Source organism: Klebsiella sp. P1954 (assembly GCF_018199955.1).
GTDB classification, from domain to species: Bacteria; Pseudomonadota; Gammaproteobacteria; order Enterobacterales; family Enterobacteriaceae; genus Klebsiella; species Klebsiella pneumoniae.
The window spans coordinates 2,400,965-2,425,922 of record NZ_CP073373.1 but is presented as its reverse complement, the minus strand read 5'-3'; the positions used below and the strand labels follow the sequence as shown (position 1 = coordinate 2,425,922).

General features: G+C 60.1%; 21 protein-coding genes. 9 read left to right on the top strand and 12 right to left on the bottom strand.

Going from position 1 to position 24,958, the window contains the following annotated elements:
- Window positions 1–2 precede the first annotated feature (2 nt).
- Window positions 3–62, bottom strand: coding sequence for a pyrBI operon leader peptide (locus KB890_RS27685; RefSeq protein WP_227650304.1), 60 nt, complete (start codon window positions 60–62; stop codon window positions 3–5).
- Complete coding sequence (locus tag KB890_RS11620; RefSeq protein WP_002886930.1) at window positions 37–141, bottom strand: pyrBI operon leader peptide; 105 nt, start codon at window positions 139–141, stop codon at window positions 37–39. The genes KB890_RS27685 and KB890_RS11620 overlap by 26 nt, the downstream gene beginning before the upstream one ends.
- 194 nt (window positions 142–335) lie before the next feature.
- Between KB890_RS11620 and KB890_RS11615 the strand changes: the two genes are divergently transcribed.
- Complete coding sequence (locus tag KB890_RS11615) at window positions 336–788, top strand: YhcH/YjgK/YiaL family protein (protein ID WP_004178385.1); 453 nt, start codon at window positions 336–338, stop codon at window positions 786–788.
- Window positions 789–849: 61 nt separating this feature from the next.
- Here the strand turns inward: KB890_RS11615 and argF are convergent, their stop codons facing one another.
- Both argF and argL read right to left on the bottom strand, forming a co-directional pair.
- Entirely contained in the window at window positions 850–1,854 is a 1,005-nt protein-coding gene (gene argF / locus KB890_RS11610) for an ornithine carbamoyltransferase (RefSeq protein ID WP_004178387.1), read from the bottom strand.
- Window positions 1,824–1,919 (bottom strand): putative translational regulatory protein ArgL, encoded by a 96-nt coding sequence (argL, locus tag KB890_RS27805; RefSeq protein WP_370736902.1) that lies wholly within the window; start codon window positions 1,917–1,919, stop codon window positions 1,824–1,826. The genes argF and argL overlap by 31 nt, the downstream gene beginning before the upstream one ends.
- A 98-nt stretch (window positions 1,920–2,017) precedes the next feature.
- Between argL and rraB the strand changes: the two genes are divergently transcribed.
- Both rraB and miaE read left to right on the top strand, forming a co-directional pair.
- On the top strand, window positions 2,018–2,440 hold the full coding sequence (gene rraB / locus KB890_RS11605) for a ribonuclease E inhibitor RraB (protein ID WP_002886947.1): 423 nt from the start codon (window positions 2,018–2,020) through the stop codon (window positions 2,438–2,440).
- 58 nt (window positions 2,441–2,498) lie between these two features.
- On the top strand, window positions 2,499–3,263 hold the full coding sequence (gene miaE / locus KB890_RS11600; RefSeq protein ID WP_004178389.1) for a tRNA isopentenyl-2-thiomethyl-A-37 hydroxylase MiaE: 765 nt from the start codon (window positions 2,499–2,501) through the stop codon (window positions 3,261–3,263).
- A 260-nt stretch (window positions 3,264–3,523) separates the two neighbouring features.
- Here the strand turns inward: miaE and KB890_RS11595 are convergent, their stop codons facing one another.
- The 4 genes from KB890_RS11595 to pepA all read right to left on the bottom strand — a co-directional run bounded on the left by KB890_RS11595 (window position 3,524) and on the right by pepA (window position 9,077).
- Window positions 3,524–4,027: a GNAT family N-acetyltransferase gene (locus KB890_RS11595; protein ID WP_008807124.1), complete on the bottom strand. Its 504-nt coding sequence runs from the start codon at window positions 4,025–4,027 to the stop codon at window positions 3,524–3,526.
- A 120-nt stretch (window positions 4,028–4,147) separates the two neighbouring features.
- A complete protein-coding gene (locus KB890_RS11590; RefSeq protein WP_009486532.1) occupies window positions 4,148–7,003 on the bottom strand; it encodes a valine--tRNA ligase in 2,856 nt (951 codons plus the stop codon).
- On the bottom strand, window positions 7,003–7,446 hold the full coding sequence (gene holC / locus KB890_RS11585) for a DNA polymerase III subunit chi (RefSeq protein WP_002886953.1): 444 nt from the start codon (window positions 7,444–7,446) through the stop codon (window positions 7,003–7,005). Before holC ends, KB890_RS11590 begins: the two co-directional genes overlap by 1 nt.
- Before the next feature lie 119 nt (window positions 7,447–7,565).
- On the bottom strand, window positions 7,566–9,077 hold the full coding sequence (gene pepA, locus KB890_RS11580) for a leucyl aminopeptidase (RefSeq protein WP_002886954.1): 1,512 nt from the start codon (window positions 9,075–9,077) through the stop codon (window positions 7,566–7,568).
- Window positions 9,078–9,466: 389 nt separating this feature from the next.
- Between pepA and lptF the strand changes: the two genes are divergently transcribed.
- A complete protein-coding gene (gene lptF, locus KB890_RS11575) occupies window positions 9,467–10,564 on the top strand; it encodes an LPS export ABC transporter permease LptF (RefSeq protein WP_002886955.1) in 1,098 nt (365 codons plus the stop codon).
- A complete protein-coding gene (gene lptG, locus KB890_RS11570) occupies window positions 10,564–11,646 on the top strand; it encodes an LPS export ABC transporter permease LptG (RefSeq protein WP_002886956.1) in 1,083 nt (360 codons plus the stop codon). The genes lptF and lptG overlap by 1 nt, the downstream gene beginning before the upstream one ends.
- Before the next feature lie 48 nt (window positions 11,647–11,694).
- On the opposite strand, the gene KB890_RS11565 is transcribed toward lptG, so the two are convergent.
- Together KB890_RS11565 and KB890_RS11560 are read right to left on the bottom strand one after the other, a co-directional pair.
- Entirely contained in the window at window positions 11,695–13,197 is a 1,503-nt protein-coding gene (locus KB890_RS11565) for a helicase HerA-like C-terminal domain-containing protein (protein ID WP_004178391.1), read from the bottom strand.
- 98 nt (window positions 13,198–13,295) lie between these two features.
- Window positions 13,296–14,117, bottom strand: coding sequence for a TIM barrel protein (locus tag KB890_RS11560; protein WP_004178392.1), 822 nt, complete (start codon window positions 14,115–14,117; stop codon window positions 13,296–13,298).
- A gap of 351 nt (window positions 14,118–14,468) precedes the next feature.
- On the opposite strand from KB890_RS11560, the gene KB890_RS11555 reads away from it, so the two are divergent.
- Together KB890_RS11555 and iolB are read left to right on the top strand one after the other, a co-directional pair.
- Window positions 14,469–15,974: a CoA-acylating methylmalonate-semialdehyde dehydrogenase gene (locus tag KB890_RS11555; RefSeq protein ID WP_004146794.1), complete on the top strand. Its 1,506-nt coding sequence runs from the start codon at window positions 14,469–14,471 to the stop codon at window positions 15,972–15,974.
- An 18-nt stretch (window positions 15,975–15,992) separates the two neighbouring features.
- Window positions 15,993–16,802 (top strand): 5-deoxy-glucuronate isomerase, encoded by an 810-nt coding sequence (gene iolB, locus KB890_RS11550; RefSeq protein WP_004186731.1) that lies wholly within the window; start codon window positions 15,993–15,995, stop codon window positions 16,800–16,802.
- Between the two features lie 1,717 nt (window positions 16,803–18,519).
- Here the strand turns inward: iolB and KB890_RS11545 are convergent.
- Together KB890_RS11545 and KB890_RS11540 are read right to left on the bottom strand one after the other, a co-directional pair.
- The gene (locus KB890_RS11545) at window positions 18,520–19,377 is read right to left on the bottom strand and encodes a MurR/RpiR family transcriptional regulator (protein WP_004152190.1); all 858 of its coding nucleotides are present in this window, start codon (window positions 19,375–19,377) and stop codon (window positions 18,520–18,522) included.
- Window positions 19,378–19,528: 151 nt separating this feature from the next.
- On the bottom strand, window positions 19,529–21,442 hold the full coding sequence (locus tag KB890_RS11540) for a bifunctional 5-dehydro-2-deoxygluconokinase/5-dehydro-2-deoxyphosphogluconate aldolase (RefSeq protein WP_004146797.1): 1,914 nt from the start codon (window positions 21,440–21,442) through the stop codon (window positions 19,529–19,531).
- A 505-nt stretch (window positions 21,443–21,947) separates the two neighbouring features.
- Here KB890_RS11540 and iolD point away from each other — a divergent pair.
- Window positions 21,948–23,888, top strand: a complete 1,941-nt coding sequence (iolD, locus tag KB890_RS11535; protein ID WP_004178394.1) for a 3D-(3,5/4)-trihydroxycyclohexane-1,2-dione acylhydrolase (decyclizing) — start codon at window positions 21,948–21,950, stop codon at window positions 23,886–23,888.
- Between the two features lie 46 nt (window positions 23,889–23,934).
- Window positions 23,935–24,948, top strand: a complete 1,014-nt coding sequence (locus tag KB890_RS11530; RefSeq protein WP_004152192.1) for a bifunctional inositol 2-dehydrogenase/D-chiro-inositol 1-dehydrogenase — start codon at window positions 23,935–23,937, stop codon at window positions 24,946–24,948.
- Window positions 24,949–24,958: the final 10 nt, after the last annotated feature.

Sequence of the window (24,958 nt, the reverse complement as noted above, 5' to 3'; positions counted from 1 at the left end):
GCTTATCTCCTGACGCCTGGGCAAAAAAAAAGCCCCTTAAATAAGGGGCTTCGGGAATCCAATGAGCAACGGAAAGAAAAACGGCAGGCCAGCGTCTGCATTGAGACGCGCTAAGACAGAATGTCGTACGCAATTGGCCATGCTTCCTCCCGGCAAAACGACTGGCATTATACGCAGACCGTTATGACGATCAAGCGATTCATTCACAAACAGGTAATCGTTTGCCTGTCGAAAAGTGCGCCAGCGCAAAGAAGCGTGAAACTGTACTGGTATGGCAGCCGCGATGGGGGTATAACACGATAAAATGAAATGCTGTTTTATATTTGAGGTTAGCAATGATTATTGGCAATATCCACCATCTGCAGCCATGGCTGCCTGCCGCGCTGCGCGAGGCTATCGAACACGTTATCGCTCAGGTCAGCGAGGCGACGCCGCTGGGTAAACACGCTATCGACGGCGACAACCTGTTTTATCTGATTTCTGAAGACACCACCGAGCCGCAGGCCGCGCGCCGCGCGGAGTACCATGCTCGCTATCTCGATATCCAGATTGTGCTCCGCGGCAGCGAGGGGATGACCTTCAGCACTTTGCCGCCAGGAGAGCCGCAGACCGACTGGCTGGCGGAGAAAGACATCGCTTTTCTTGCCGAAGGCCAGCAGGAAAAAACGGTGATCCTCAACGAAGGGGACTTTGTGGTGTTTTATCCCGGCGAAGTGCATAAACCGCTGTGCGCCGTTGGCGCCCCGGCGAAGGTGCGCAAAGCGGTGGTGAAGATGCTGATGGCGTAAAATGGCGAACCGAATCCCGGATGAACGCCGTGCCATCCGGGACACAGCCGCGAGCGAGGGGCTATTTGCTCAGCGTCGCCACCATCACCGCTTTGATGGTGTGCATCCGGTTTTCCGCCTGGTCGAAGACCACGCTCGCCGCCGACTCAAACACCTCGTCAGTCACCTCCATGCCGCCGTGCAGGCCGTAATCGGCAGCCATCTGTTTGCCCAGCGTGGTCTGGTCGTCGTGGAACGCCGGCAGGCAGTGGAGGAACTTGACCTGCGGGTTGCCGGTCAGCGCCAGCATCGCGCTGTTAACCTGATAGTCGCGCAGCAGGGCGATACGTTCGGCCCATTTTTCCTTCGCCTCGCCCATTGAGACCCAGACGTCGGTATAGATAAAATCGGCGCCTTTCACCCCCGCGGCGATATCTTCCGTCAGGGTGATGTTGCCGCCCTGCTGTTTGGCCAGCGCGGTGCAGGTCTCCACCAGCGCGGCCTCCGGCCAGCAGGCCGATGGCGCCACCAGGCGCAGATCCAGACCGGTCAACGCGGCGGCTTCCAGCATCGAATTGCCCATGTTGTTGCGCGCGTCGCCGGCGTAGACCAGCGTCATCTGGTTAAAGGCTTTGCCCGGCAGATGCTCTTTCATGGTCAGCAGGTCCGCCAGCAGCTGGGTGGGGTGGAACTCGTTGGTGAGGCCGTTCCACACCGGCACGCCGGCGTATTGCGCCAGGGTCTCTACCACTTCCTGGCCGTGGCCGCGGTACTGAATGCCGTCGTACATCCGTCCGAGCACGCGGGCGGTGTCCTTGATCGACTCTTTATGGCCAATCTGGCTGCCGCTGGGCCCCAGATAGGTCACGCGGGCGCCTTGATCGTATGCGGCAACTTCGAAAGAGCATCGTGTACGGGTTGAGTCTTTTTCGAAGATGAGCGCGATGTTTTTTCCTGCCAGTTTCTGGACTTCGATACCGTTTTTCTTATCGGCTTTCAGCTTTGCTGCCAGCTCGAGCAGGGCGGTGATTTCTGCAGGCGTAAAATCGAGTAACTTTAAAAAATGCTTCTGGTAAAACGCAGACATGGTTCCCTCACCTGGCATAGGCCACTAATTGAATTAAAATTCAATTTATATGTATGAATATTCATTTGCAAGTCTGTGATCGAAATCTTTCACTGAGAAGTGGAGGCAATGACGGCGGTATGTGACAATAGGGATAACTGCCGCACATTATGAGGAACGAGCCATGGCAAACCCGGAACACCTGGAAGAACAGCGTGAAGAGACGCGTCTGATTATCGAAGAGCTGCTGGAAGATGGCAGCGATCCGGACGCACTGTACACGATTGAGCATCACCTCTCTGCAGACGATTTCGAAACCCTGGAGAAAGTGGCGGTTGAAGCGTTCAAGCTGGGCTACGAAGTGACCGAGCCCGAAGAGCTGGAAGTGGAAGAGGGTGACATGGTCATCTGCTGCGATATTCTGAGCGAATGCGCGCTGAACGCAGACCTGATCGATGCCCAGGTGGAACAGCTGATGACGCTGGCAGAAAAATATGACGTCGAGTATGACGGTTGGGGCACCTATTATGAGGACCCGAACGGTGAAGACGGCGACGACGATGACGAAGAGTATGTCGATGAAGACGACGATGGTGTTCGCCACTAAGTCGCAAATGTCGTAGATGGATACGGCGGCGCCTGCCGCCGTATAGCAAGGAACCTCCATGGATTACCCGCAGATTCTTTCCCCGATTATCAACTTCCTGCACTGCCCGACGCCGCAGGCGTGGATTGACGAAGCCCGCAAGCCGGAAAACCTGCCGCTGCTGCTGACCGACCATATGGTGTGCGAGCTGAAAGCGGCGCAGAACGCTATGCTGCTGGTGCGTCGCTACGTCGCGGATAAAGCTGACGCCGACGAACTGTTGGCCTGCCTGAAGCCGTACGAAGACTTCACCTACCGCCGGGGGCCGGAGCCGGATTTTGTCACCCTGCATAAACGGATCAACAAAAGCGCCATGCCGCAGACCGACGACCCGTGGGGCCGCCAGCTGCTGGACAGCATGATTTTATTGATTAAAGAGGAACTGCATCACTTCTGGCAGGTGCGGGAGATGATGCTGGCGCGCGATATCCCCTATGTCAAAATCACCGCCAGCAACTATGCCCGCGGCCTGCGGCGCGAAGTGCGCTCGCATGAGCCGGTGATGCTGATCGATAAGCTGATCTGCGGCGCCTATATCGAGGCCCGCTCCTGCGAACGCTTTGCCGCCCTGGCGCCGTGGCTGGACGACGATCTGCAAAAGTTCTACCTGTCGCTGCTGCGCTCCGAGGCGCGTCACTATCAGGACTATCTGGATCTGGCGCAGAAGATTGCCGGAGAAGATATCAGCGAGCGGGTGCGCCAGCTCGGCGAGGCGGAAGCGGCGCTGATCCTCCGTCCCGAGGCCGAGTTCCGCTTTCACAGCGGTGTGCCGGTAGCGGCGTAACCCACGATATTCGGGCCCGGTAGTCACTAACACCGGCAGTTTCAGTAGCCATGGGGAGAGATAGCGTTGAGAGCTTCAGCTCGCAATGGTACGGGCCGTAGGTCGGGTAAGGCGTTAGCCGCCACCCGACAAAAAAACGGCACCGCGAGCACGGGTAAGGTGCCAGCGGTGCCATCCGGGACATACCCGGCTCGCGCTACGCTTAGCCGTGTAGCCCCGGTAAGCGTAGCGCTACCGGGGACGCCTGCGATATCGAGGCGCTACAGCGTTTTCAGCATCCGCACTTCACAGTCCACGTGGCCGGTGCAGCCCAGCGGCCCGTCAATGTGCTCGAAGCCGAGATGTTCATATAAGCCGATCGCCTCCGTCAGGAAGGCGGTGGTTTCCAGATAGCAGCGCTTAAACCCTTGTTCGCGGGCGTAGTCCAGCGCCAGCAGCGCCAGCTTCTTCGCCAGCCCCTGGCCGCGGGCGCTGGTCATAAAATACATTTTCTGCAGTTCGCAGATATCCGGCTCGCTGCAGGCGAGCGGCGCGACGCCGCCGCCGCCAACCACTTCCCCCTCTTTCTCTACCACCCAGTAGGCGGAGCCCGGCTGGCTGTACAGCTCATACAGCTCATCGAGATTCGGGTCGGCGACCGTATAGCCTTTATCGGCGGTCAGGCCATATTCAGCCGAGACCTGGCGGATGACCCTGGCGATGGCGGCATTGTCTGCCGCCGTAATGCGACGCAGCAACGTCGCCGCGGGGACGCTCGTATTCATACAATGACTCATTACCCAAAAAAGACGAATGATGATGTTAATAACATCGCGACAGGGGAAAGCGCAAGCGAGGATGTTTCATAAAAAACGCCCCTTGCCGGGTGGCAAGGGGCGGGAGGATCATAGCGCGGCGATCACCGCCTGCTGCTCAATCAGCTTCGCTTTCGCTTCCGCGTAGCCTTCCAGCTTCTCGCGCTCTTTAGCGATAACTGCTTCCGGCGCGCGGGCGACAAAGCCTTCGTTGGCCAGCTTGCTCTCGATGCGGCCAATTTCACCTTCGATTTTGGCCACTTCTTTCGCCAGACGCGCCAGTTCATCTTCTTTATTGATGAGGCCCGCCATCGGGATCAGCAGCTCGGCGCCGTCGACAATCTTGGTCACCGAGACCGGACCTTTATCATCGGCAGGCAGCACGGTAATGCTTTCCAGACGCGCCAGGTTCAGCAGGAAGCTGCGGTTGTCGTTCACACGACGCTCGGCCTCTTTGCTGCAGCCGCGCAGCAGCAGTTCCAGCGGTTTGCCCGGAGCGATGTTCATTTCCGCACGGATGTTACGCACGGCGACGATCGCCTGCTTCAGCCATTCGGTGTCGGCCAGCGCCGCGTCATCCACCTGAGATGCATCGTACTGCGGGAACGGCTGCAGCATGATGGTGTCGGCGGTGATCCCGCAGATCGCTTTCACGCGCTGCCAGATGGTCTCGGTAATGAACGGAATGATCGGATGCGCCAGGCGCAGCAGACCTTCCAGCACGGTCACCAGCGTATGGCGAGTCCCGCGCAGCTCCGCTTCGCTGCCACCGTTCATGACCGGCTTGGTCAGCTCCAGGTACCAGTCGCAGAACTGGTTCCAGGTGAACTCGTACAGGATGCCGGCGGCGATATCGAAGCGGAAGTTATCCAGCGCTTCGCGATACGCTTTCACGGTGTGGTTGAATTCCGCGATGATCCAGCGGTCGGCGAGGGAGAGCACCATTTCGCCGCCGTTGAAGCCGCAATCCTGATCTTCGGTGTTCATCAGCACGAAGCGGCTGGCGTTCCACAGCTTATTACAGAAGTTACGGTAACCTTCCAGACGCTTCATATCCCAGTTGATGTCGCGGCCGGTAGAGGCCAGCGCCGCCAGGGTGAAGCGCAGGGCGTCGGTGCCGTGCGGCTCGATGCCGTTCGGGAACTGTTTCTCGGTACGCTTGCGGATTTTATCCGCCAGCTGCGGCTGCATCATGTTGCCGGTACGTTTTTCCAGCAGCTCCGGCAGGGTGATGCCGTCAACCATATCCAGCGGGTCAATGACGTTACCCTTGGACTTGGACATCTTCTGGCCTTCGTCATCGCGGATCAGACCGGTCATGTAGACGGTCTTAAACGGAACCTGCGGTTTACCGTTTTCATCTTTGATGAAGTGCATGGTCATCATGATCATGCGGGCGATCCAGAAGAAGATAATGTCGAAGCCGGACACCATCACGCTGGTCGGGTGGAACTGACGCAGGGCGTCGGTGTTTTCCGGCCAGCCGAGGGTGGAGAAGGTCCACAGCGCGGAGGAGAACCAGGTATCGAGAACGTCTTCATCCTGACGCAGGGCAACGTCGGCGCTCAGGTTGTTTTCCTGACGGACTTCGTCTTCGCTACGGCCTACGTAGACGTTGCCGTCGTTGTCATACCATGCCGGGATGCGGTGACCCCACCACAGCTGACGGGAGATACACCAGTCCTGAATATCGCGCATCCAGGAGAAGTACATGTTTTCGTACTGCTTCGGCACGAACTGAATGTCGCCGTTTTCAACGGCTTCGACTGCTGGCTTGGCCAGCACGTCCGCGCGCACGTACCACTGGTCGGTCAGCATCGGCTCGATCACCACGCCGCCGCGATCGCCGTAAGGGACGGTCAGGTCGTGCGGTTTGATCTCTTCCAGCAGGCCGAGGGCGTCAACCGCCGCAACAACGGCTTTACGCGCCGCGAAGCGTTCCAGTTTCTGGAACTCTGCCGGGATCTCGCTGGAGTAGACGTCGGATTCATTGCCTTTGGTGTCGTAGACTTCCGCGCTTTCGCGGATGTCGCCGTCAAAGGTAAGGATGTTGATCATCGGCAGCTGGTGACGACGACCCACTTCGTAGTCGTTAAAGTCGTGCGCCGGGGTGATCTTCACGCAGCCGGTGCCTTTTTCCATGTCGGCGTGTTCGTCGCCCACGATCGGGATGCGGCGGTTAACCAGCGGCAGCACCACGAATTTGCCAATCAGATCTTTGTAGCGCGGATCTTCCGGGTTAACGGCCACGCCGGTATCGCCCAGCAGGGTTTCCGGACGGGTGGTGGCGACCACCAGGTAATCTTTACCGTCAGCGGTTTTCGCGCCATCGGCCAGCGGGTAGCGGATGTGCCACATGGAACCTTTCGATTCGCGGTTTTCCACTTCGAGGTCGGAAATGGCGGTGCGCAGTTTCGGGTCCCAGTTAACCAGGCGTTTGCCGCGGTAGATCAGGTCTTCTTTGTACAGGCGAACAAAGACTTCTTTCACGGCATTGGAAAGCCCCTCGTCCATGGTGAAGCGCTCGCGCTCCCAGTCCACGGAGTTGCCGAGACGGCGCATCTGACGGGTAATAGTGCCGCCGGATTCCGCTTTCCACTGCCAGATTTTGTCGATAAAGGCGTCGCGGCCGTAGTCGTGGCGGGTTTTCCCTTCTTCAGCGGCAATCTTACGCTCAACCACCATCTGGGTAGCGATACCTGCGTGGTCGGTACCGGCCTGCCACAGAGTGTTTTTGCCCTGCATGCGCTGGTAGCGAATCATGGTATCCATGATGGTTTGCTGGAAGGCATGACCCATATGCAAACTGCCGGTGACGTTCGGCGGCGGGATCATGATGCAGAAGCTCTCCTGGCTTTCATCACCATTCGGTTTGAAATAGCCCTGCTTTTCCCAGTGCTCGTAAAGCGGCTGTTCGATATCTTGTGGGTTGTATGTCTTTTCCATTATTTCCAGGTTGCCGTGTTCAGGTTGAAACCAGCCATGCGGTACGCCTTATAGCGTTCGCGCGCCAGTTGTTTCAGATTGTCTTCGTAAGGGACAAAGTCTATCACTTCTGTGAAAGCGGTGGCAAAATCTGCAAAGTTTAGCCGCAGGCTGATAAGAATATCCCGCGGGCTGCTGTTGCGCTTTTGCGGCCAGGCAATCTCTACCGGCGCGCCGCCTCTCGGGCCTTCGCCCGCCAGATTATGCGGCACAAAGCTCTCCGGCGGCCGCGACCACAGCGCCTCGTCGAGACGAATCGCCTGCTGTTCATCTTCGCAGGCGATCAGGACGCGCTTGCCGTTGCGCCAACGTTCTGCGGCAATGTCACACACCAGCTGCTCGACGGCGCTCAGGCCGTCGACGGTGGCGTCATTGTCCAGAAGATAGAACGTTGCGTTTTTCATATATGGGGCTTCTTGTTGTGGATTTAAATGCAAAGCCGGGCGGCGCTACGCTTACCCGGCCTACAATGTGCTGCCGTTTGTAAGCCGGGTAAGGCATCGCCGCCACCCGGCATGTCACATCACTCTTCGCCGTTAAAACCCGCACGATTGAGCAGGAACTGCGACAGCAGCGCCACCGGACGACCGGTCGCGCCTTTGGCCTTACCGGAACGCCAGGCAGTACCGGCGATGTCGAGGTGCGCCCAGTTGTACTTGCGGGTGAAGCGCGACAGGAAACAGCCGGCGGTGATCGCGCCGCCAGGACGGCCGCCAATGTTCGCCATATCGGCAAAATTGGACTCCAGCTGATCCTGGAACTCGTCGGCCAGCGGCAAACGCCATGCGCGGTCGCCCGCCAGTTCGGAGGCGCCGATCAGCTCATGGGCCAGCGGGTTATGGTTCGACATCAGGCCGGTGATGTGATGGCCGAGGGCAATCACGCAGGCCCCGGTCAGCGTCGCCACGTCGATAACCGCTTCCGGCTCGAAGCGCTCAACGTAGGTCAGAACGTCGCACAGCACCAGGCGGCCTTCGGCGTCGGTGTTCAGCACTTCCACCGTCTGGCCGGACATAGTGGTCAGGACGTCACCCGGACGATAGGCGCGGCCGCCAGGCATGTTTTCACAGCCCGCCAGCACGCCGATGACGTTCAGCGGCAACTGCAGTTCGGCAACCATCCGCATCACGCCGTACACCGCCGCCGCGCCGCACATGTCGTACTTCATCTCGTCCATGCCTTCGGCAGGCTTGATGGAGATACCGCCGGAGTCGAAGGTCAGGCCTTTACCGACCAGCACGATAGGGCGCGCGTCCTCAGCCGGGTTACCTTTATATTCGATGACCGACATCAGCGACTCGTTCTGCGACCCATTGCCGACGGCGAGGTAGGCGTTCATCCCCAGCTCGCGCATCTGCTGTTCGCCGATCACCCGGGTGATGACGTTTTTGCTGTAGGTATCGGCCAGCTGACGCGCCTGGGAAGCCAGATAGGCGGCGTTACAGATGTTCGGCGGCATATTGCCAAGATCTTTCGCCGCTTTGATGCCGGCGGCAATCGCCAGGCCATGCTGAATGGCGCGTTCGCCGCTGGTCAGCTCGCGACGGGTCGGCACGTTAAAGACCATTTTACGCAGCGGGCGACGCGGCTCGCTTTTGTTGGTCTTCAACTGGTCGAAGCTGTACAGCGTCTCTTTGGCGGTTTCAACCGCCTGGCGAACTTTCCAGTAGTTGTTACGGCCTTTGACGTGCAGCTCGGTCAGGAAGCAGACGGCTTCCATTGAGCCGGTATCATTCAGGGTATTGATGGTTTTCTGGATGACCTGCTTATACTGACGCTCATCCAGCTCGCGCTCTTTGCCGCAGCCAATCAGCAGAATGCGCTCAGACAGAATGTTTGGCACATGGTGCAGCAATAACGTCTGGCCAGGTTTGCCTTCCAGCTCGCCGCGACGCAGCAGGGCGCTGATGTAGCCGTCGCTGATTTTATCGAGTTGTTCGGCGATGGGGGAGAGGCGACGTGGTTCAAAGACGCCGACCACGATACAGGCGCTCCGCTGCTTCTCCGGGCTACCGCTTTTTACACTGAACTCCATGCACTATGCTCCTGAATCTTAAAGACAACAGTGGTGGCTACGGCTATACTCGTCGCCTTTCAAGTTGCAGATGCGCCGGCTGCGCCTGCTTACCCTGACGTGGCACATTGTGCGCGCCAGGGGCCACAGCCCTGCTGCCTTCTTACAACTCGAAATCCATTGAGTATATAATTGCAAGCTTTCGTAACTCATATCCGCTGTTGCGGTGACTTCGTGTTAATCTTAACGTTATTAAGGCCTGGGTTCGTCAGAAAAGATCCTGACATGCAGAACCGATGAGTCATTTAATCTTAGCGACGTTTTCGACGACCAAAGAGAATAAATGACGTTTAAGCCATGAAACAAGCAATTTTCCTGCACTAAAACGGGTTTTTACGGGCGTATTTATAGTGATAATCATAAGATATCTGGTTCGTGAGACGCTGAAAAGCCAGTTGGCGATCCTATTCATCCTGTTACTGATTTTCTTTTGTCAGAAATTAGTCAGGATCCTCGGCGCCGCGGTGGATGGCGATATCCCAACCAATCTGGTGCTCTCGCTGTTGGGGCTCGGCATCCCGGAGATGGCGCAGCTTATCCTGCCGTTAAGTCTGTTCCTTGGCCTGCTGATGACCCTCGGCAAGCTGTACACCGAAAGTGAAATTACGGTGATGCACGCCTGCGGCCTGAGCAAAGCCGTGCTGATCAAGGCGGCGATGATCCTCGCGCTGTTCACCGGCGCGGTGGCGGCGGTGAACGTTATGTGGGCGGGGCCGTGGTCGTCGCGCCATCAGGACGAAGTGCTGGCCGAAGCTAAAGCTAACCCCGGTATGGCGGCGCTGGCCCAGGGCCAGTTCCAGCAGGCCAGCGATGGTAACGCGGTGATGTTTATCGAAAGCGTCAACGGCAACCGCTTCCATGACGTCTTCCTTGCCCAGCTGCGTCCGAAAGGCAATGCGCGCCCCTCGGTGGTGGTGGCGGATTCCGGCGAGCTGTCGCAGCAGAAAGACGGCTCGCAGGTGGTGACCCTCAACAAGGGCACCCGCTTTGAAGGCACCGCGATGCTGCGCGACTTCCGCATTACCGACTTCAATAACTATCAGGCTATTATCGGCCACCAGGCGGTGAGCGCCGATCCGGACGACACCGAACAGATGGATATGCGCACCTTGTGGAAAACCCACACCGACCGCGCGCGCGCCGAACTGCACTGGCGCTTCACGCTGGTGGCGACCGTCTTCATTATGGCGCTGATGGTGGTGCCGCTCAGCGTGGTGAACCCGCGTCAGGGCCGCGTGCTGTCGATGCTGCCGGCGATGCTGCTTTACCTGGTGTTCTTCCTGCTGCAAACGTCGATTAAGTCGAACGGCGGCAAAGGCAAAATGGACCCGGCTATCTGGATGTGGGCGATTAACCTGCTCTATTTTGCGCTGGCGGTGCTGTTAAACCTGTGGGACACGGTGCCGATGCGCCGCTTCCGCGCCCGTTTTAATAAAGGAGCGGCCTGATGCAGGCGTTTGGCGTACTTGACCGTTATATCGGTAAGACGATTTTCAACACCATCATGATGACCCTGTTCATGCTGGTGTCGCTCTCCGGCATTATCAAGTTTGTCGATCAGCTGAAAAAGTCCGGGCAGGGCAGCTACGATGCGCTGGGCGCTGGTCTCTACACCATCCTCAGCGTGCCGAAGGACATCCAGATCTTCTTCCCGATGGCGGCGCTGCTTGGCGCGCTGCTGGGGCTGGGGATGCTGGCCCAGCGCAGCGAACTGGTGGTGATGCAGGCATCCGGTTTCACCCGGCTGCAGGTAGCGCTGGCGGTAATGAAAACCGCGATCCCGCTGGTGCTGCTGACCATGGCCATCGGCGAGTGGGTGGCGCCGCAGGGCGAACAGATGGCGCGCAACTACCGTGCCCAGCAGATGTACGGCGGCTCGCTGCTCTCAACCCAGCAGGGGCTGTGGGCGAAAGATGGCCACAACTTTGTCTATATCGAACGCGTAAAAGGCAACGATGAGCTGGGGGGCGTCAGCATCTATGCCTTCAACCCGGAGCGTCGTTTACAGTCGGTGCGCTATGCCGCTTCGGCAAAATTCGATAGCGAAAATAAAGTGTGGCGTCTGTCGCAGGTGGATGAATCCGACCTGACCGATCCAAAGCAGGTGACCGGGTCGCAGATGGTGAGCGGCACCTGGAAAACCAACCTGACGCCGGACAAACTGGGCGTGGTTGCCCTGGATCCGGATGCGCTGTCGATCAGCGGGCTGCACAACTATGTGAAATACCTCAAGTCCAGCGGCCAGGATCCGGGACGCTACCAGCTCAATATGTGGAGCAAAATCTTCCAGCCGCTGTCGGTGGCGGTGATGATGCTGATGGCGCTGTCGTTTATCTTTGGCCCGCTGCGTAGCGTGCCGATGGGCGTGCGGGTGGTGACGGGGATTAGCTTCGGCTTTATCTTCTATGTCCTCGATCAGATTTTCGGCCCGCTGACCCTGGTCTACGGCATACCGCCGATCATCGGCGCGCTGTTGCCGAGCGCCAGCTTCTTCCTGATAAGCCTCTGGCTGATGATGCGCAAGGCCTAGCGGGTAAGCCTGAAACGTAAGCCCCCTCAGCGATGAGGGGGCTTTTTTTTAGCGCTTGCGTCCGCCCAGCAGGCTGCCCAGCATGCCGCGGACGATCTGATTGGTGACCTGGCGAACCGCGCTTTTCGCTGCGGTCTGCACGATACCGTCGCGTTTTCCGCCCCGCGGGCCGGTGCTGCCGAACAGGATATCTTTCAGGCCGCCAAGCAGCCCGTCGTCATCGCCGTTCTGCTGGCCCTTCGCCGGCGGAGCCGACTGCTGCCCGGTGGCGACCTGCACCCCTTGCTGCAGCATTTCGAAAGCCGACTCGCGGTCCACCTCCTCCTCATACTTACCGTACAGCGGCGAGTGGTTCAGCAGACCATTGCGCTCGTCATCGCTGACCGGCCCCATTCGCGAACAGGGGGCGATAACCATCGCCCGCTCGACCACCGACGGGCTGCCTTTCTCATCGAGGAAGGAGATCAGCGCCTCGCCGGTGCCCAGCTCCTGGATCGCCTGCTCGGTACTGAAGGCCGGGTTGGCGCGCATGGTCTGGGCGGCGGTTTTCACCGCCTTCTGGTCCTTCGGCGTAAAGGCGCGCAGGGCATGCTGCACGCGGTTGCCCAGCTGGCCGAGCACGGCGTCGGGAATATCCGCCGGGTTCTGCGAGACAAAGTAGACGCCGACGCCCTTGGAGCGGATAAGGCGGATCACCTGTTCAATTTTATCCAGCAGCACCTGCGGCGCGTCGTTGAACAGCAGATGCGCCTCATCGAAGAAGAACACCAGCTTCGGTTTATCGAGGTCGCCGGCTTCCGGCAGGCGCTCGTAGAGCTCGGAGAGCATCCACAGCAGGCTGGCGGCGTACAGCTTCGGCATCTGGTAGAGCTTTTCGGCGCTAAGGATATTGATCACCCCTTTACCGCTGGCATCGACGCGCATCCAGTCGGCAATATCCAGCATCGGCTCGCCGAAGAAGTGCTCGGCGCCCTGTTGCTCCAGGGTCAACAGCCCGCGCTGGATGGCGCCGATCGAGGCGCTGTTAATATTGCCGTACTGGTTCTGGAAAGACTTGGCGTTATCGCCGATAAACTGGGTGATGGCGCGGAGGTCTTTGAAGTCGAGCAGCAGCAGGCCGCGGTCGTCCGCGATGCGGAAAATAATGTTCAGTACGCCGCTCTGCACCTCGTTGAGATTGAGCAGGCGCGCCAGCAGCAGGGGGCCGAGATCGGAGACCGTCGCCCGCACCGGGTGGCCCTTCTCGCCAAAGATATCCCAGAGCACCACCGGGTTGGCGTGCGGCTCCCAGTCGCTGACGCCGATCTTCTCCAGCCGCGCCTGCAGTTTCTCTGAGCTCTGCCCCGCGGCGGCAATGCCGGTCAGGTCGCCCTTGACGTCGGCCATAAATACCGGCACGCCAATCTCCGAGAACGACTCAGCCAGCTTCTGCAGGGTGACGGTTTTACCGGTGCCGGTCGCACCGGTGACAAGCCCATGGCGGTTGGCCATCGCGGGCAGTAAATAGAGCGCGTTATCCAGCGTGCGCGCAATCAACAGGGGTGAGCTCATGGTCGATTCCTCCATTTATCCTGCGACGATTATAGGCAACCTCGTCGTCCGGCGTTGGGAAAATCGTCACGCGCCGCGCACGCTGTACCGTGAGTGTCTCAGGCGCAGTGGCGCTGGATGAGCGCGATGCTCTGCTCAATTTCGCGCTCGATATCCGCTTCGCTCCATTGCGCCAGCTCGGGGGCGAAGGGCTCAAAAGCGTACACCCCCTGATAGCCGCGGGCTTCCAGCGCTTTAACCTGCTCGCAGGTGCCGAGACGATCCTGCGGGGTTAGCATGATGCGCTCGGCATCGGTGAGCTGCTCGCGCGGACGGCTATCGTCCACTCCTGAAAGGTGCACCAGCCCGATATCCGCCACCTCTACCTGGCTGAACTCGTCCGCCGCCTGCGGGTAAAGATGGTGATGGAAGGTGTCGATCAGCAGCTTAAACGGCACGCGGGCGTCGTGGATCAGCGTCTGCGCCTGGTGCGCAGAACGCAGCGAGCTTTGCGGGAAGCCCAGCGGCTCCACCAGGCCGTGGATGCCATAGAAGGCGAACAGCGGCGCCAGGTCGCGTAGGGCGCCCAGGGTTTCGCTGGCCGGCACCTCGCTGCCGTCGTTGAGCGGACAGAGCACCAGCGATTTGGCGCCGATGGCCTGGGCCTCTTTCAGCAGCGATTCGGTCAACTGCCGCACCTCTTCGCTACGACGGTTAAAGGGGTAGACCGCGTTAATCGTCAGGATCTCGATGTGGTAGCGCGCCGCCAGCTCGCGCACCTGCTGATGGCTCAGATCGTCGGTCACTTTTCCACTGGGTAAATCGTTGCGCAGCTCGACCTTATTCAGGCCCAGACGGTTCACCAGACGGAAAAACGCTTCAATGCTGAGCGCTGGCGCGATTTTGCGGTTAATACAAAAACGTTGCATTGCGATGGCCATAGGACACTCCTGACGGAAGAGGGGGTAGGTTCGTTCAATTGGCTAACAGTCAAAACGTTTATTCCAAAATTAGCAAGAATGGAAATGATGAATGTTTGAGCTGTCTCGCAAAATATCACCGGCACCGACTACCGGCGCGACAGCGGCGGGAAGCCTGGCGTCGAGGGCAACGAGGCGCGATGCGGGAAGCGCACAGGCGACCGGTTAGCGCAAAATGCGACTGTTATCACCAAAATGAAATTTCATTTCACAACAATGTTGAAATATAAATTTCATTTTACTACGGTTATAGCACAGCAGAATCAGCGACGGGCCGGTGTGCGCTGGCCCCCTTCACTATGAGGCGAGAACATGACGATCACAGGAAACTTTATTGGCGGGAAAACCGTTATCAGCAGCAGCAACGAAACGATGCCGGTGTACGACCCGGCGACGGGCAAAGCGGTGCGCGAAGTCACGGTGTCAACCGCGCAGGAAGTCTCCGAGGCGATTCAGGTTGCTCGCGATGCGTTTGACAGTTGGTCCCGTACCACGCCGCTGCGCCGCGCCCGCGTGCTGTTCAACTTCAAAATGTTGCTGGAGCAGCACGTGGAAGAGCTGGCGGGGATCATCGTCAGCGAGCACGGTAAGGTGTGGTCGGATGCGCTGGGCGAGCTGACCCGCGGTATGGAAGTGGTCGAATTCGCCTGCGGGATCCCGCACCTGATTAAAGGCGAATACTCCTCTGACGTCGGCACCGGCGTCGACAGCTACTCGCTGATGCAGCCCCTGGGCGTGGTGGCAGGGATCACCCCGTTTAACTTCCCGGCGATGGTGCCGATGTGGATGTTCCCGCTGGCGCTGGCCTGCGGCAACAGTTTCGTCCTCAAGCCGCCCGCGCTGGCGCCGACGGCCGCTGTGCGTCTGGCAGAGCTGTTAAAAGAGGCTGGTCTACCGGACGGCGTGTTTAACGTCGTGCACTGCAGCAATGAAGATGCCGAGCAGCTGTACACTGACCCGCGTATTGCGGCGGTGAGCTTCGTCGGCTCCTCCGGCGTGGCGGAGTATATCTATAAGACCGCCAGCGCCCACGGCAAGCGAGTGCAGGCCTTCGGCGCCGCCAAAAACCACGCGATTGTGATGCCGGATGCCGATCTCGACGCCACCGTTAACGCCATTATGGGCGGCGCTTTTGGCTCCGCAGGCGAGCGCTGCATGGCGCTGCCGGTGGTGGTGGCGGTGGGAGATGAAACCGCCGACAAACTGATCGCCCGCCTGAAGCCGCTGGTGGAAGCGCTGAAAGTAGGCCCGGGCTGCATGCGTGGTCAGGAAGAGAACGAGATGGGACCGGTGGTGTCTGATACCCACCAGAAAAAAGTGCTCGGCTATATTGATAAAGGCGAAAGCGAAGGGGCAAAACTGGTGGTCGATGGCCGCAAACTGCGCGTGCCGGGTTACGACGCGGGCTACTATGTCGGCGGCACCCTGTTCGATCACGTCACCCCGGAGATGACCATCTGGCGCGAAGAGATCTTTGGCCCGGTGCTGGGGATTGTGCGCGCGGCGGACTATGACAGCGCCCTTGAGCTGGTCAACAGCCACGAGTTTGGCAACGGCAGCGCCGTTTTCACCAGCAACGGCCACACCGCGCGTGAATTCGTCCACGACGTGCAGGCGGGGATGGTCGGGGTGAACGTGCCGGTCCCGGTGCCGATGGCGTTCCACAGCTTCGGCGGCTGGAAGCGCTCGGTGTTTGGCGCGTTGAACGTCCACGGGCCGGACGGCGTGCGCTTCTACACGCGTATGAAGACCGCCACCGTACGCTGGCCGGCAGGGCAGCAGACCGTATCTGAATTCAGCATGCCGACGTTAGGTTAATCGGCGAAGGAGAGCGCCATGTCGTTACTGGCTAAATCGCGAAAAGAGGGACAGATCCAGCACATTACGCCGCAAAGCGCCGGTTGGCGCTATATCGGCTTTGATGTCTGGATGTTGAAAAAAGGGCAGACCGTGACGCTGGAGAGCGGCGATCGCGAGCTATGCCTGGTGCTGGTCGCCGGGCTGGCGTCGGTGAAAACGCAGCATGCCGATTTCCCGAATCTCGGTAAACGGATGTCGCCGTTTGAACGCACCCCGCCGTGGTCGGTCTACGTCCCGCCGCAGGATAAAGTCGAGGTGACTGCCGATTCCGATCTGGAGCTGGCGGTATGCAGCGCGCCGGGCAAAGGCCGCTTCCCGGCACGCCTCATTCGGCCGGAAGACGTCGGCGTAGAGCACCGTGGGAAAGGGCGCAACCAGCGTCGGGTGCATAATATTCTGCCGGACAGCGCCGAGGCGGACTGCCTGCTGGTGGTGGAAGTCTACACCGACGAGGGGGCCACCAGCTCGTGGCCGTCGCATAAGCATGATACCGCCCAGCCGGGCAAAGAGACGCAGCTGGAAGAAACCTACTATCACCGCTTCGATCCGCCGCAGGGCTTTGCCTTCCAGCGGGTCTACACCGACGACCGCAGCCTGGACGCCTGTATGGCGCCCTACAACCACGATGTGGTGATGGTGCCGCGCGGTTACCATCCGGTGGCAGCAATTGCCGGTTACGACAGCTACTATCTGAACGTGATGGCCGGGCCGGACCGGAAATGGCTGTTCACCTGGGAAGATGACCACGCCTGGATCAACACGCCGGAGTATCCGCGCCACGACTGACGCGTGGTGCAGAAGCGGATAAAGAAGGCCGGTTAGCGATGCTAACCGGCCTTCCTGTTTGAGGGCGACGGGTGTTTTTTCGCGAAACGCTCCGCGGAATCCCACTCCCCGACCCGGCAAGCGCAGCGCCGCCGGGAAGGAACCTCCGGCGCCATACCCGCCTTTGTGCCGGATGGTGCTACGCTTATCCGGCCTACGGGCTCCTCCCGTAAGCCCCTATACCCCAGGCCCGGCAAGCGCAGCGCCGCCGGGGAGGACACCGCAGATACCGTAGCCATTTTTGTGCCGGATGGCGGCACAAATGCCTTATCCGGCCTACGGCATCCTCCCGTAAGCTCCTATACCGTAGGCCCGGCAAGCGCAGCGCCGCCGGGCGATGACCACAGGCACGGCGCTGCTTTTATGCCGGGCGGCGGCTCACGCCTTGCCCGGCATACGGTTCGTGCGACCTGCCGTTAATTTATTCACCATTGTTGCTGAAACTGCCGGTGTTGCGGCCTCAAAATCGCTGAGACGTTCCCGGAAGGCCGGGGCAGCCCGCATGGATGCGGGCTGAGGGCCGTGTTTTGCACGGACGCTGCCTCGGCCCGACCCGAAGCCTGCAGGGATAAGTCGAAGGGACCGCGTAGCGGCGATTTTGCTGGCCGGAGCCCGGGGGTACAGGGGGGGGCGGCGACTGGCCGCCCCCTGTGCGCTCCCTGCACCATGCCAGGCATAACGCAGAAGATTAACCGGGAGCGCAATGTGCGCTGAAATCACATGCGACAAACGCTTTACCCGGATTAATAGAGTTGCATACCAATAACATTATCTCCGGCACCCCGCAGGCCCATATACCCCAGGCCCGGCAAGCGCAGCACCGCCGGGGAGGATACCTCCGGCGCCATACCCGCCTTTGTGCCGGATGGCGGCTTCGCCTTATCCGGCCTACGGGATCCTCCCGTAAGCCCCTATACCGTCGACCCGGCAAGCGCAGCGCCGCCGGGCGATGACCACAGGCACGGCGCTGCTTTTATGCCGGGCGGCGGCTCACGCCTTGCCCGGCATACGGTTCGTGCGACCTGCCGTTAATTTATTCACCATTGTTGCTGAAACTGCCAGTGCTGACGGCCTCAAAATCGCTGAGACGTTCCCGGAAGGCCGGGGCAGCCCGCATGGATGCGGGCTGAGGGCCGTGTTTTGCACGGATGCTGCCTCGGCCCGACCCGAAGCCTGCAGGGATAAGTCGAAGGGACCGCGTAGCGGCGATTTTGCTGGCCGGAGCCCGGGGGTACAGGGGGCGGCGGCGACTGGCCGCCCCCTGTGCGCTCCCTGCGCCATGACAGGCATAACGCAGAAGATTAACCGGGAGCGCAATGTGCGCTGAAATCACATGCGACAAACGCTTTACCCGGATTAATAGAGTTGCATACCAATAACATTATCTCCGGCACCCCGCAGGCCCATATACCCCAGGCCCGGCAAGCGCAGTGCCGCCGGGCAGGACATCCCCGGCGCCATACCTGCCTTTGTGCCGGATGGCGGCTTCGCCTTATCCGACCTACGGGCTCCTCCCGTAAGCTCCTATACCCCAGGCCCGGCAAGCGCAGCGCCGCCGGGGAGGAACCTCCGGCACTGTACCCGTCTTGTGCCGGATGGCGCTACGCTTATCCGGCCTACGGCATCCTCCCGCAGGCTTATACTGCGCCGCCGAGTAACAAACGCCAGGCAGCCTATCTCACGCCTTCTGCTTGGCCTCGGACTCCTGGCTGCTGTTCAGCGCCAGCGAAACCGCCAGCGTCTGGGCCAGACACAGGGAAGCAACCTGCGAACGGAAGCCATCCACCTGCGCTTCACGCACCACAAAGCAGACATCGCTGAAGGCCGCCAGCGGGCTGACCTGGCTGTCGGTAATGGCGATCTGCCGCGCTTTGCGCTGCGCGCCCAGCTCCACCAGCTCGACCACTTCCCGGGCGTACGGCGAGAAGCTCACCGCCACCACCACGTCTTTCGGGCCGACCAGACTCAGCTGTTCGGTGAACATGCCGCCGAGGCCGTCGATCAGAAAGGCTTTGCGATCGAGGTGACGCAGCGCATAGGTCAGATAAGAGGCGACGCTAAACGACCGGCGCAGACCAATGACGTAAATATTTTCCGCCTCGCCCAGCAGGGCCACCGCGCGCTCCAGATCATCGCTGGAGGTCTGCATCGCCAGCTGCTGCAACGCCTGGTTGTTCACCATCGTGAACATATTGAGGATTTCCGTCGGCGTTTCCGGCGGGCTGGACTCATCGCTGGTGGTCTGGCGGAACAGACGGGCGCGCTCGGTATAGTTGGCTGTCTCTTCCATCAAATGTTGCTTGAACATCTGTTTCATTTCGTTAAAGCCGCTGAAGCCGAAGGCGTTGGCAAAACGAATCAACGTGGAAGGGGGAACATCCGCCTGTTGCGCAATGGAGGCCACGGTATCGAAAGCCACGCTATTGCTGTTATCAAGGATATAGCGGGCGACCTGTTTCAGGCGTTTGCTTAACGTATCGTAGCGACGCCTGATTTCATCCTGCAGGATGGTCAGCTGTGTTGGGTTATTGGCCATAGAGTGCGCTCTGAGAAAATGGAAGGAATATGGCTTCCAGTGTACCAAATGAAGCGAATTTTTCATTTATTGCGACGAAATACGCGATTCATTTCACGAAGAAACAGAAAAACGCCCGCTCCGCAAGGTGACGGAGACGGGCGTCGGGGGATCAGCGGCGGGCTTCGCGCCAGTAGCCAATAAGCGTCAGGTAGTTGCGTTTCACTTCCTCTATCAGGGCCTCATCGCTGAGCTCACCCTGCATCCAGCGCCGCGACGGCTGGCCAAAGATGGTGCGCCCGACGGCGAAACCTTTGATCATCGGGTGTGCGGCCGCCTCGGCGAAACCGGCGCGCAGTTTGTCGGAAGGCGCGTCAAGCCCGAGGATCAGGATCCCGCGGCTCCACGGATCTTCACGCTCGATAAGCGCGGTGATCTGCTGCCAGCTGGCGCTGGAGAGCGGCGGCAGCTTCCACCAGTCCGGTTTGATCCCCAGCTGATAAAAGTGTTCCAGCATAGTGTGGTAATGGCGCTCGTCTTTGTCCGGGCCATTTTCCGGCAGGATCACCTCCAGCAGCAGTTCATGGCCTGACTTGTTACAGGCCTGCCAGACCTCGAGCAGCAGGGCGTCCTGCTCTGCACGCAGCGCCGCCGGGTCGTCCGGGTGATAGAAGACCAGGCATTTGACGACATGCTCCAGCGGCCAGTCGATCAGCTGCGAGCCGATGTTGCCATGCTCCAGACGCAGTGGTCGCGAGCTGGGCAGTTCGATAGGGCGCCCGATCCACCAGCCCTTGCCGGTAATGGCGTTGAGCGCACGCTGGCCGTAGGTGCCGTCGGCCAGAATGCCGCTGCGCTGATCGAGACCTGCCTCCTGCGCCGCCGCTTCGGCCGCGGCCAACAACAGCAGCTTGAGCTGCGGAATGCAGGCTTCGTCGCGCCCGGTCTCCCGCGCCAGATCGGCCAGCTGTTTACGATGGTCAAAGGCGAAAATGCACAGCTCCGGCCACTGCTGACGGCGGCTGGTGACCCGGTGCAGGTGGTTGAGGCGCTCGTCGACGTCCGGGCGCGGCACCGATTCGGCGCGCTGCAGGTAGTCATCGAGTTCGACTTTGGTCGGCATCGCCGGCGCGCAGCCGTGGCGGGAGACCACCAGCGCCCCGCAGGCGTTGGCGTAACGGCAAGCCTGCTCCCAGCCTTCGTCGTTGAGCCAGCCGCGCAGCAGACCCGACATAAAGGCATCCCCGGCGCCCAGCACGTTGAGAACCTCCACGCGCACGCCCTGCTGCAGCGGCACCTGGTCCCAGCTGTCCGGGATGTCGCCTTCCAGCACCACACAGCCCATCGGCCCGCGCTTGCAGACGAGGGTGGCTTTGGTGGCATTGCGCACATTTTTCAGCGCGGTCAGGGTATCGGTGCTGCCCCCGGCAATATGAAACTCTTCTTCGGTTCCCACCACCAAATCGAACAGATGCAGCACTTCCTGCAGCTGGCTGGTGACCGGTCCGGACTCAATGAAACGGGTTTCGCCATCGCCGAGCGAGGTGAGCCCCCACAGCACCGGACGGTAATCGATATCCAGCGCGGTACGCAGGCCGTGACGGCGGGCGTACTCCAGCGCCTTCAGCACCGCGGCGCGGGTGTTGGCGTGCGACAGGTGGGTGCCAGTCACCGCCAGCGCCCGGGAGGAGGCAATATACTCCTCGCTAATGTCGTCAGGCGTTAAGGCCATATCGGCGCAGTTATCGCGGTAGAAAATCAGGGGGAAGGTCTCCTGATCCTTAATCCCCAGCATCACCAGCGCGGTCAGGCGAGATTTGTCGGTAATCAGATACTCGGTATCCACCCCGGCGCGGTTGAGCGTTTCGCGCAGGAAACGGCCGTTGTGTTCATCGCCAACGCGCGCCAGCATGGCCGATTTCAGCCCCTGAATCGCGGTGCCAAAGGCCACGTTGCCGGAGGAGCCGCCCAGATATTTCGCGAAACTGGCAACGTCTTCTAGCCGCGAACCAATCTGCTGGGCATAGAGGTCGACGGCCACCCGACCTATACAGATGACGTCGAGCCGCTTTACTGCTGCATTCATAGCTAGGATTTCCTTTTTGGTGTCTGCTGCCTGGAAGGGTCGGGATCCCGACGTCGACTCCGTGAACAGCCTGAGGGTTATTGGTTACCCTTAGTTTGAGAAATAAATATTTCATTTGCAAACTCGTTCGAAATTAAAAAACCAAAAGTGTGAGGGATCTACCACTCTGCCGCACTGAGCCTCGCGCGAGCGCGGATCGCCCCCTCTGTCGACCCGGGGGAAAATGAAACGCCAAATGGCATCCATTTACCTATGATTTTTAAGGGGATATTGCCGTCTGGTGCGGCAAAAAAGGGCCCGAAAACGTGTCTGGAATGTAAGTGAAACGTATGAAATGGGTAGAGAGTTTGATCCTTCTCGCAAAATGAAATATTTCTTCTGTATTTGTATTTAATGAAAAAAATGTTTGCCTATAATCCACAGGTATTCCAGTGACGTGAACGACGGCCCCGGCGGCATCGGCGCGACGCCACACACAAATACTGAACAATAAGGATTGTGCATCATGGGCAAACTGAGACTGACAACGGCGCAGGCGCTGGTGAAGTTCCTCGATAACCAGTACCTGGAAGTGGATGGCGTAGAGCTGAAGTTCGTGAAAGGCATTTTCGCGATTTTCGGCCATGGCAACGTCCTGGGGCTGGGGCAGGCGCTGGAGCAGGACAGCGGCGATATGCGCGTCTATCAGGGGCGCAACGAGCAGGGGATGGCCCACGCGGCCACCGGTTTTGCCCGCCAGGCCCTGCGCCGGCAGATTATCGCCTGCACCTCCTCCATCGGTCCGGGAGCGGCCAACATGATCACCGCCGCCGGCACCGCCAGCGCCAACCGCATCCCGCTGCTGCTGCTGCCGGGCGATGTCTTCGCCACCCGCCAGCCGGATCCGGTGCTCCAGCAGATTGAACAGAGCTACGATCTCAGCATCAGCACCAATGACGCTTTCCGCGCAGTCAGCAAATACTGGGACCGCATTACCCGCCCGGAACAGCTGATGAGCGCCTGCATCAACGCCATGCGCGTCCTGACCGACCCTGCGGAAACCGGCGCGGTAACGCTGTGCCTGCCGCAGGACGTGCAGGGCGAAGCCTGGGATTACCCGGAATCCTTCTTTGCGCGCCGCGTGCACCGTCTCGACCGCCGCCCGGCCAGCGCCGCGCAGCTGGCGGACGCCGTGGTGGCCATCAAAGGCAGCCGTAAACCGCTGATCGTCTGCGGCGGCGGGGTGAAATACTCCGGCGCGGGCGAAGCGCTGTCCCGTTTTGCCGAGCGCTACGGGGTGCCCTTCGCCGAAACCCAGGCCGGGAAGGGGACGGTGGTCTCGTCTCACCCCCTGAACGTCGGCGGCGTCGGCGAGACGGGCTGTCTGGCGGCGAACCTGCTGGCGAAAGAGGCCGACCTGGTGATCGGCGTCGGCACCCGCTTCAGCGATTTTACCACCGCCTCGAAATGGATTTTCCAGCACCCGGAGGTCCGTTTCCTGAATATTAACGTCAGCAACTTCGACGCCTGGAAGCTGGACGGCATTGCCATGCTGGCGGACGCCCGGGAAGCGATGACCGCTCTCGACGCGGCGCTGGCGGACAGCGGCTGGCAGGCCGGCTGGGGCGCGCAGATCGAGAGCGTGCAGAGCCGTCAGTTAAAAGAGACCCAGCGCGTCTACCAGGCGGTGTGGCAGGAGAAATCCTTTGTGCCGGAGATCGACGATCATCTCGATCGTGAATCGGTGTATCGCGAGTTCCGCCAGATCACCGACTCCACCCTGACCCAGAGCAGCGTTCTTGGGGTACTGAATGAAACGCTGCCGGCCGAGGCGGTGATCGTCGCGGCGGCGGGCAGCCTGCCAGGCGATCTGCAGCGCGTCTGGCGCAACCGCGCGGAAAACACCTACCACGTGGAGTACGGCTACTCCTGCATGGGATACGAAGTCAACGCGGCGCTGGGCGTGAAGCTGGCGCAGCCGCAGAGCGAAGTCTACTCCCTGGTCGGCGATGGCTCGTTCATGATGCTGCACTCTGAACTGGTCACCTCCCTGCAGGAGCGGGCGAAGATCAACGTCGTGCTGTTCGACAACATGGCCAACGGCTGCATCAACAACCTGCAGATGGAGCACGGGATGGACAGCTTCGGCACCGAGTTCCGCTACCGTCAGCCGGAAACCGGCCAGCTGCAGGGCGGCCTGGTGCCGGTGGACTTCGCCACCATCGCCGCCGGCTACGGCTGCAAAACCTGGCGCGTCACTACCCTGGACGAACTGCGCCACGCGCTGGACGCCGCCCGTCGCGAAACGGTCAGCACTCTGATTGATATTAAAGTGCTGCCGAAGACCATGGTGCACAAATACGGCAGCTGGTGGAACGTCGGGGTCGCCCAGACGGCGCTCTCTGAGCGGATCCGCAAAGTGGCGCAAATGATTAATGAAAAGCGCGCCCAGGCGCGTGATTACTAAAACGAACCTCTACCCTGAATCCTACAGACTTACGGAGAAAACCATTATGTCGCTCAAATTAGGTGTCATCGGCGCTGGCGCTATCGGTAAAGAACACATCCGTCGCTGCACCCAGGTTCTGCAGGGGGCCACCGTTGTGGCGGTGTCTGATATCAATGCCGACAACGCCCGCGCGGCGGTCGCGCTGCCGGGCGTGCAGGCGGAAGTCTACGCCGACGGTCACGACGTGATTAACGCCAGCGATGTCGATGCCATCCTGGTCACCTCCTGGGACCCGACCCACGAAGAGTACACCCTGGCCGCCATCGCCGCTGGTAAGCCGGTGTTCTGCGAAAAACCGCTGGCGATGTCTGCGGAAGGCTGCCGTCGCATCGTCGATGCCGAAATGAAGGCCGGCCGTCGTCTGGTGCAGGTTGGCTTTATGCGCCCGTACGACGAAGGCTATCTGGCGCTGAAAAAAGTGATCGACGATGGCGATATCGGCGCACCGCTGATGCTGCGCTGCGCCCACCGCAACCAGTCGGTCGGCGAGAACTACACCACCGATATGGCGATCACCAACACCCTGATCCACGAGCTGGACGTGCTGCGCTGGCTGCTGAACGATGACTACCGTTCCGTGCAGGTGCGCTTCCCGCGCTCCACCTCGCACACCCATGCGCGCCTGAAAGATCCGCAGATCGTCTCCTTTGAAACCAAAAAAGGCACCCTGATCGACGTCGAAGTGTTCGTGAACTGCCAGTACGGGTATGACATCCAGTGCGAAGTGGTCGGCGAAACCGGGATTGCCCGTCTGCCGGAGCCGTCGGCCGTCCAGATGCGCAAGTCCGCCAGCCTGTCGACCGCCATTCTCACCGACTGGAAAGACCGCTTTATCAAAGCCTACGACGTCGAGCTGCAGGCCTTTATCAACGACGTCAAAGCCGGCCAGCTGCACGGCCCGTCGGCCTGGGACGGCTACGCGGCGTCGGTGGCGGCGGATGCCTGCATTAAAGCGCAGGGAACCAGCGAGCCGGTTGAAGTGACGCTGCCTGAGTGCCCGGCATTCTACAAACGTTAAGCGCGTTTTG

What these genes read in the sequence shown, in the direction of transcription:
- KB890_RS11620 (WP_002886930.1), bottom strand. Translation starts at nt 141, where the DNA reads ATGGCCAATTGCGTACGACATTCTGTCTTAGCGCGTCTCAATGCAGAC.
- KB890_RS11615 (WP_004178385.1), top strand. Translation starts at nt 336, where the DNA reads ATGATTATTGGCAATATCCACCATCTGCAGCCATGGCTGCCTGCCGCG.
- argF (WP_004178387.1), bottom strand. Translation starts at nt 1,854, where the DNA reads ATGTCTGCGTTTTACCAGAAGCATTTTTTAAAGTTACTCGATTTTACG.
- argL (WP_370736902.1), bottom strand. Translation starts at nt 1,919, where the DNA reads ATGAATATTCATACATATAAATTGAATTTTAATTCAATTAGTGGCCTA.
- rraB (WP_002886947.1), top strand. Translation starts at nt 2,018, where the DNA reads ATGGCAAACCCGGAACACCTGGAAGAACAGCGTGAAGAGACGCGTCTG.
- miaE (WP_004178389.1), top strand. Translation starts at nt 2,499, where the DNA reads ATGGATTACCCGCAGATTCTTTCCCCGATTATCAACTTCCTGCACTGC.
- KB890_RS11595 (WP_008807124.1), bottom strand. Translation starts at nt 4,027, where the DNA reads ATGAATACGAGCGTCCCCGCGGCGACGTTGCTGCGTCGCATTACGGCG.
- KB890_RS11590 (WP_009486532.1), bottom strand. Translation starts at nt 7,003, where the DNA reads ATGGAAAAGACATACAACCCACAAGATATCGAACAGCCGCTTTACGAG.
- holC (WP_002886953.1), bottom strand. Translation starts at nt 7,446, where the DNA reads ATGAAAAACGCAACGTTCTATCTTCTGGACAATGACGCCACCGTCGAC.
- pepA (WP_002886954.1), bottom strand. Translation starts at nt 9,077, where the DNA reads ATGGAGTTCAGTGTAAAAAGCGGTAGCCCGGAGAAGCAGCGGAGCGCC.
- lptG (WP_002886956.1), top strand. Translation starts at nt 10,564, where the DNA reads ATGCAGGCGTTTGGCGTACTTGACCGTTATATCGGTAAGACGATTTTC.
- KB890_RS11565 (WP_004178391.1), bottom strand. Translation starts at nt 13,197, where the DNA reads ATGAGCTCACCCCTGTTGATTGCGCGCACGCTGGATAACGCGCTCTAT.
- KB890_RS11560 (WP_004178392.1), bottom strand. Translation starts at nt 14,117, where the DNA reads ATGGCCATCGCAATGCAACGTTTTTGTATTAACCGCAAAATCGCGCCA.
- KB890_RS11555 (WP_004146794.1), top strand. Translation starts at nt 14,469, where the DNA reads ATGACGATCACAGGAAACTTTATTGGCGGGAAAACCGTTATCAGCAGC.
- iolB (WP_004186731.1), top strand. Translation starts at nt 15,993, where the DNA reads ATGTCGTTACTGGCTAAATCGCGAAAAGAGGGACAGATCCAGCACATT.
- KB890_RS11545 (WP_004152190.1), bottom strand. Translation starts at nt 19,377, where the DNA reads ATGGCCAATAACCCAACACAGCTGACCATCCTGCAGGATGAAATCAGG.
- KB890_RS11540 (WP_004146797.1), bottom strand. Translation starts at nt 21,442, where the DNA reads ATGAATGCAGCAGTAAAGCGGCTCGACGTCATCTGTATAGGTCGGGTG.
- iolD (WP_004178394.1), top strand. Translation starts at nt 21,948, where the DNA reads ATGGGCAAACTGAGACTGACAACGGCGCAGGCGCTGGTGAAGTTCCTC.
- KB890_RS11530 (WP_004152192.1), top strand. Translation starts at nt 23,935, where the DNA reads ATGTCGCTCAAATTAGGTGTCATCGGCGCTGGCGCTATCGGTAAAGAA.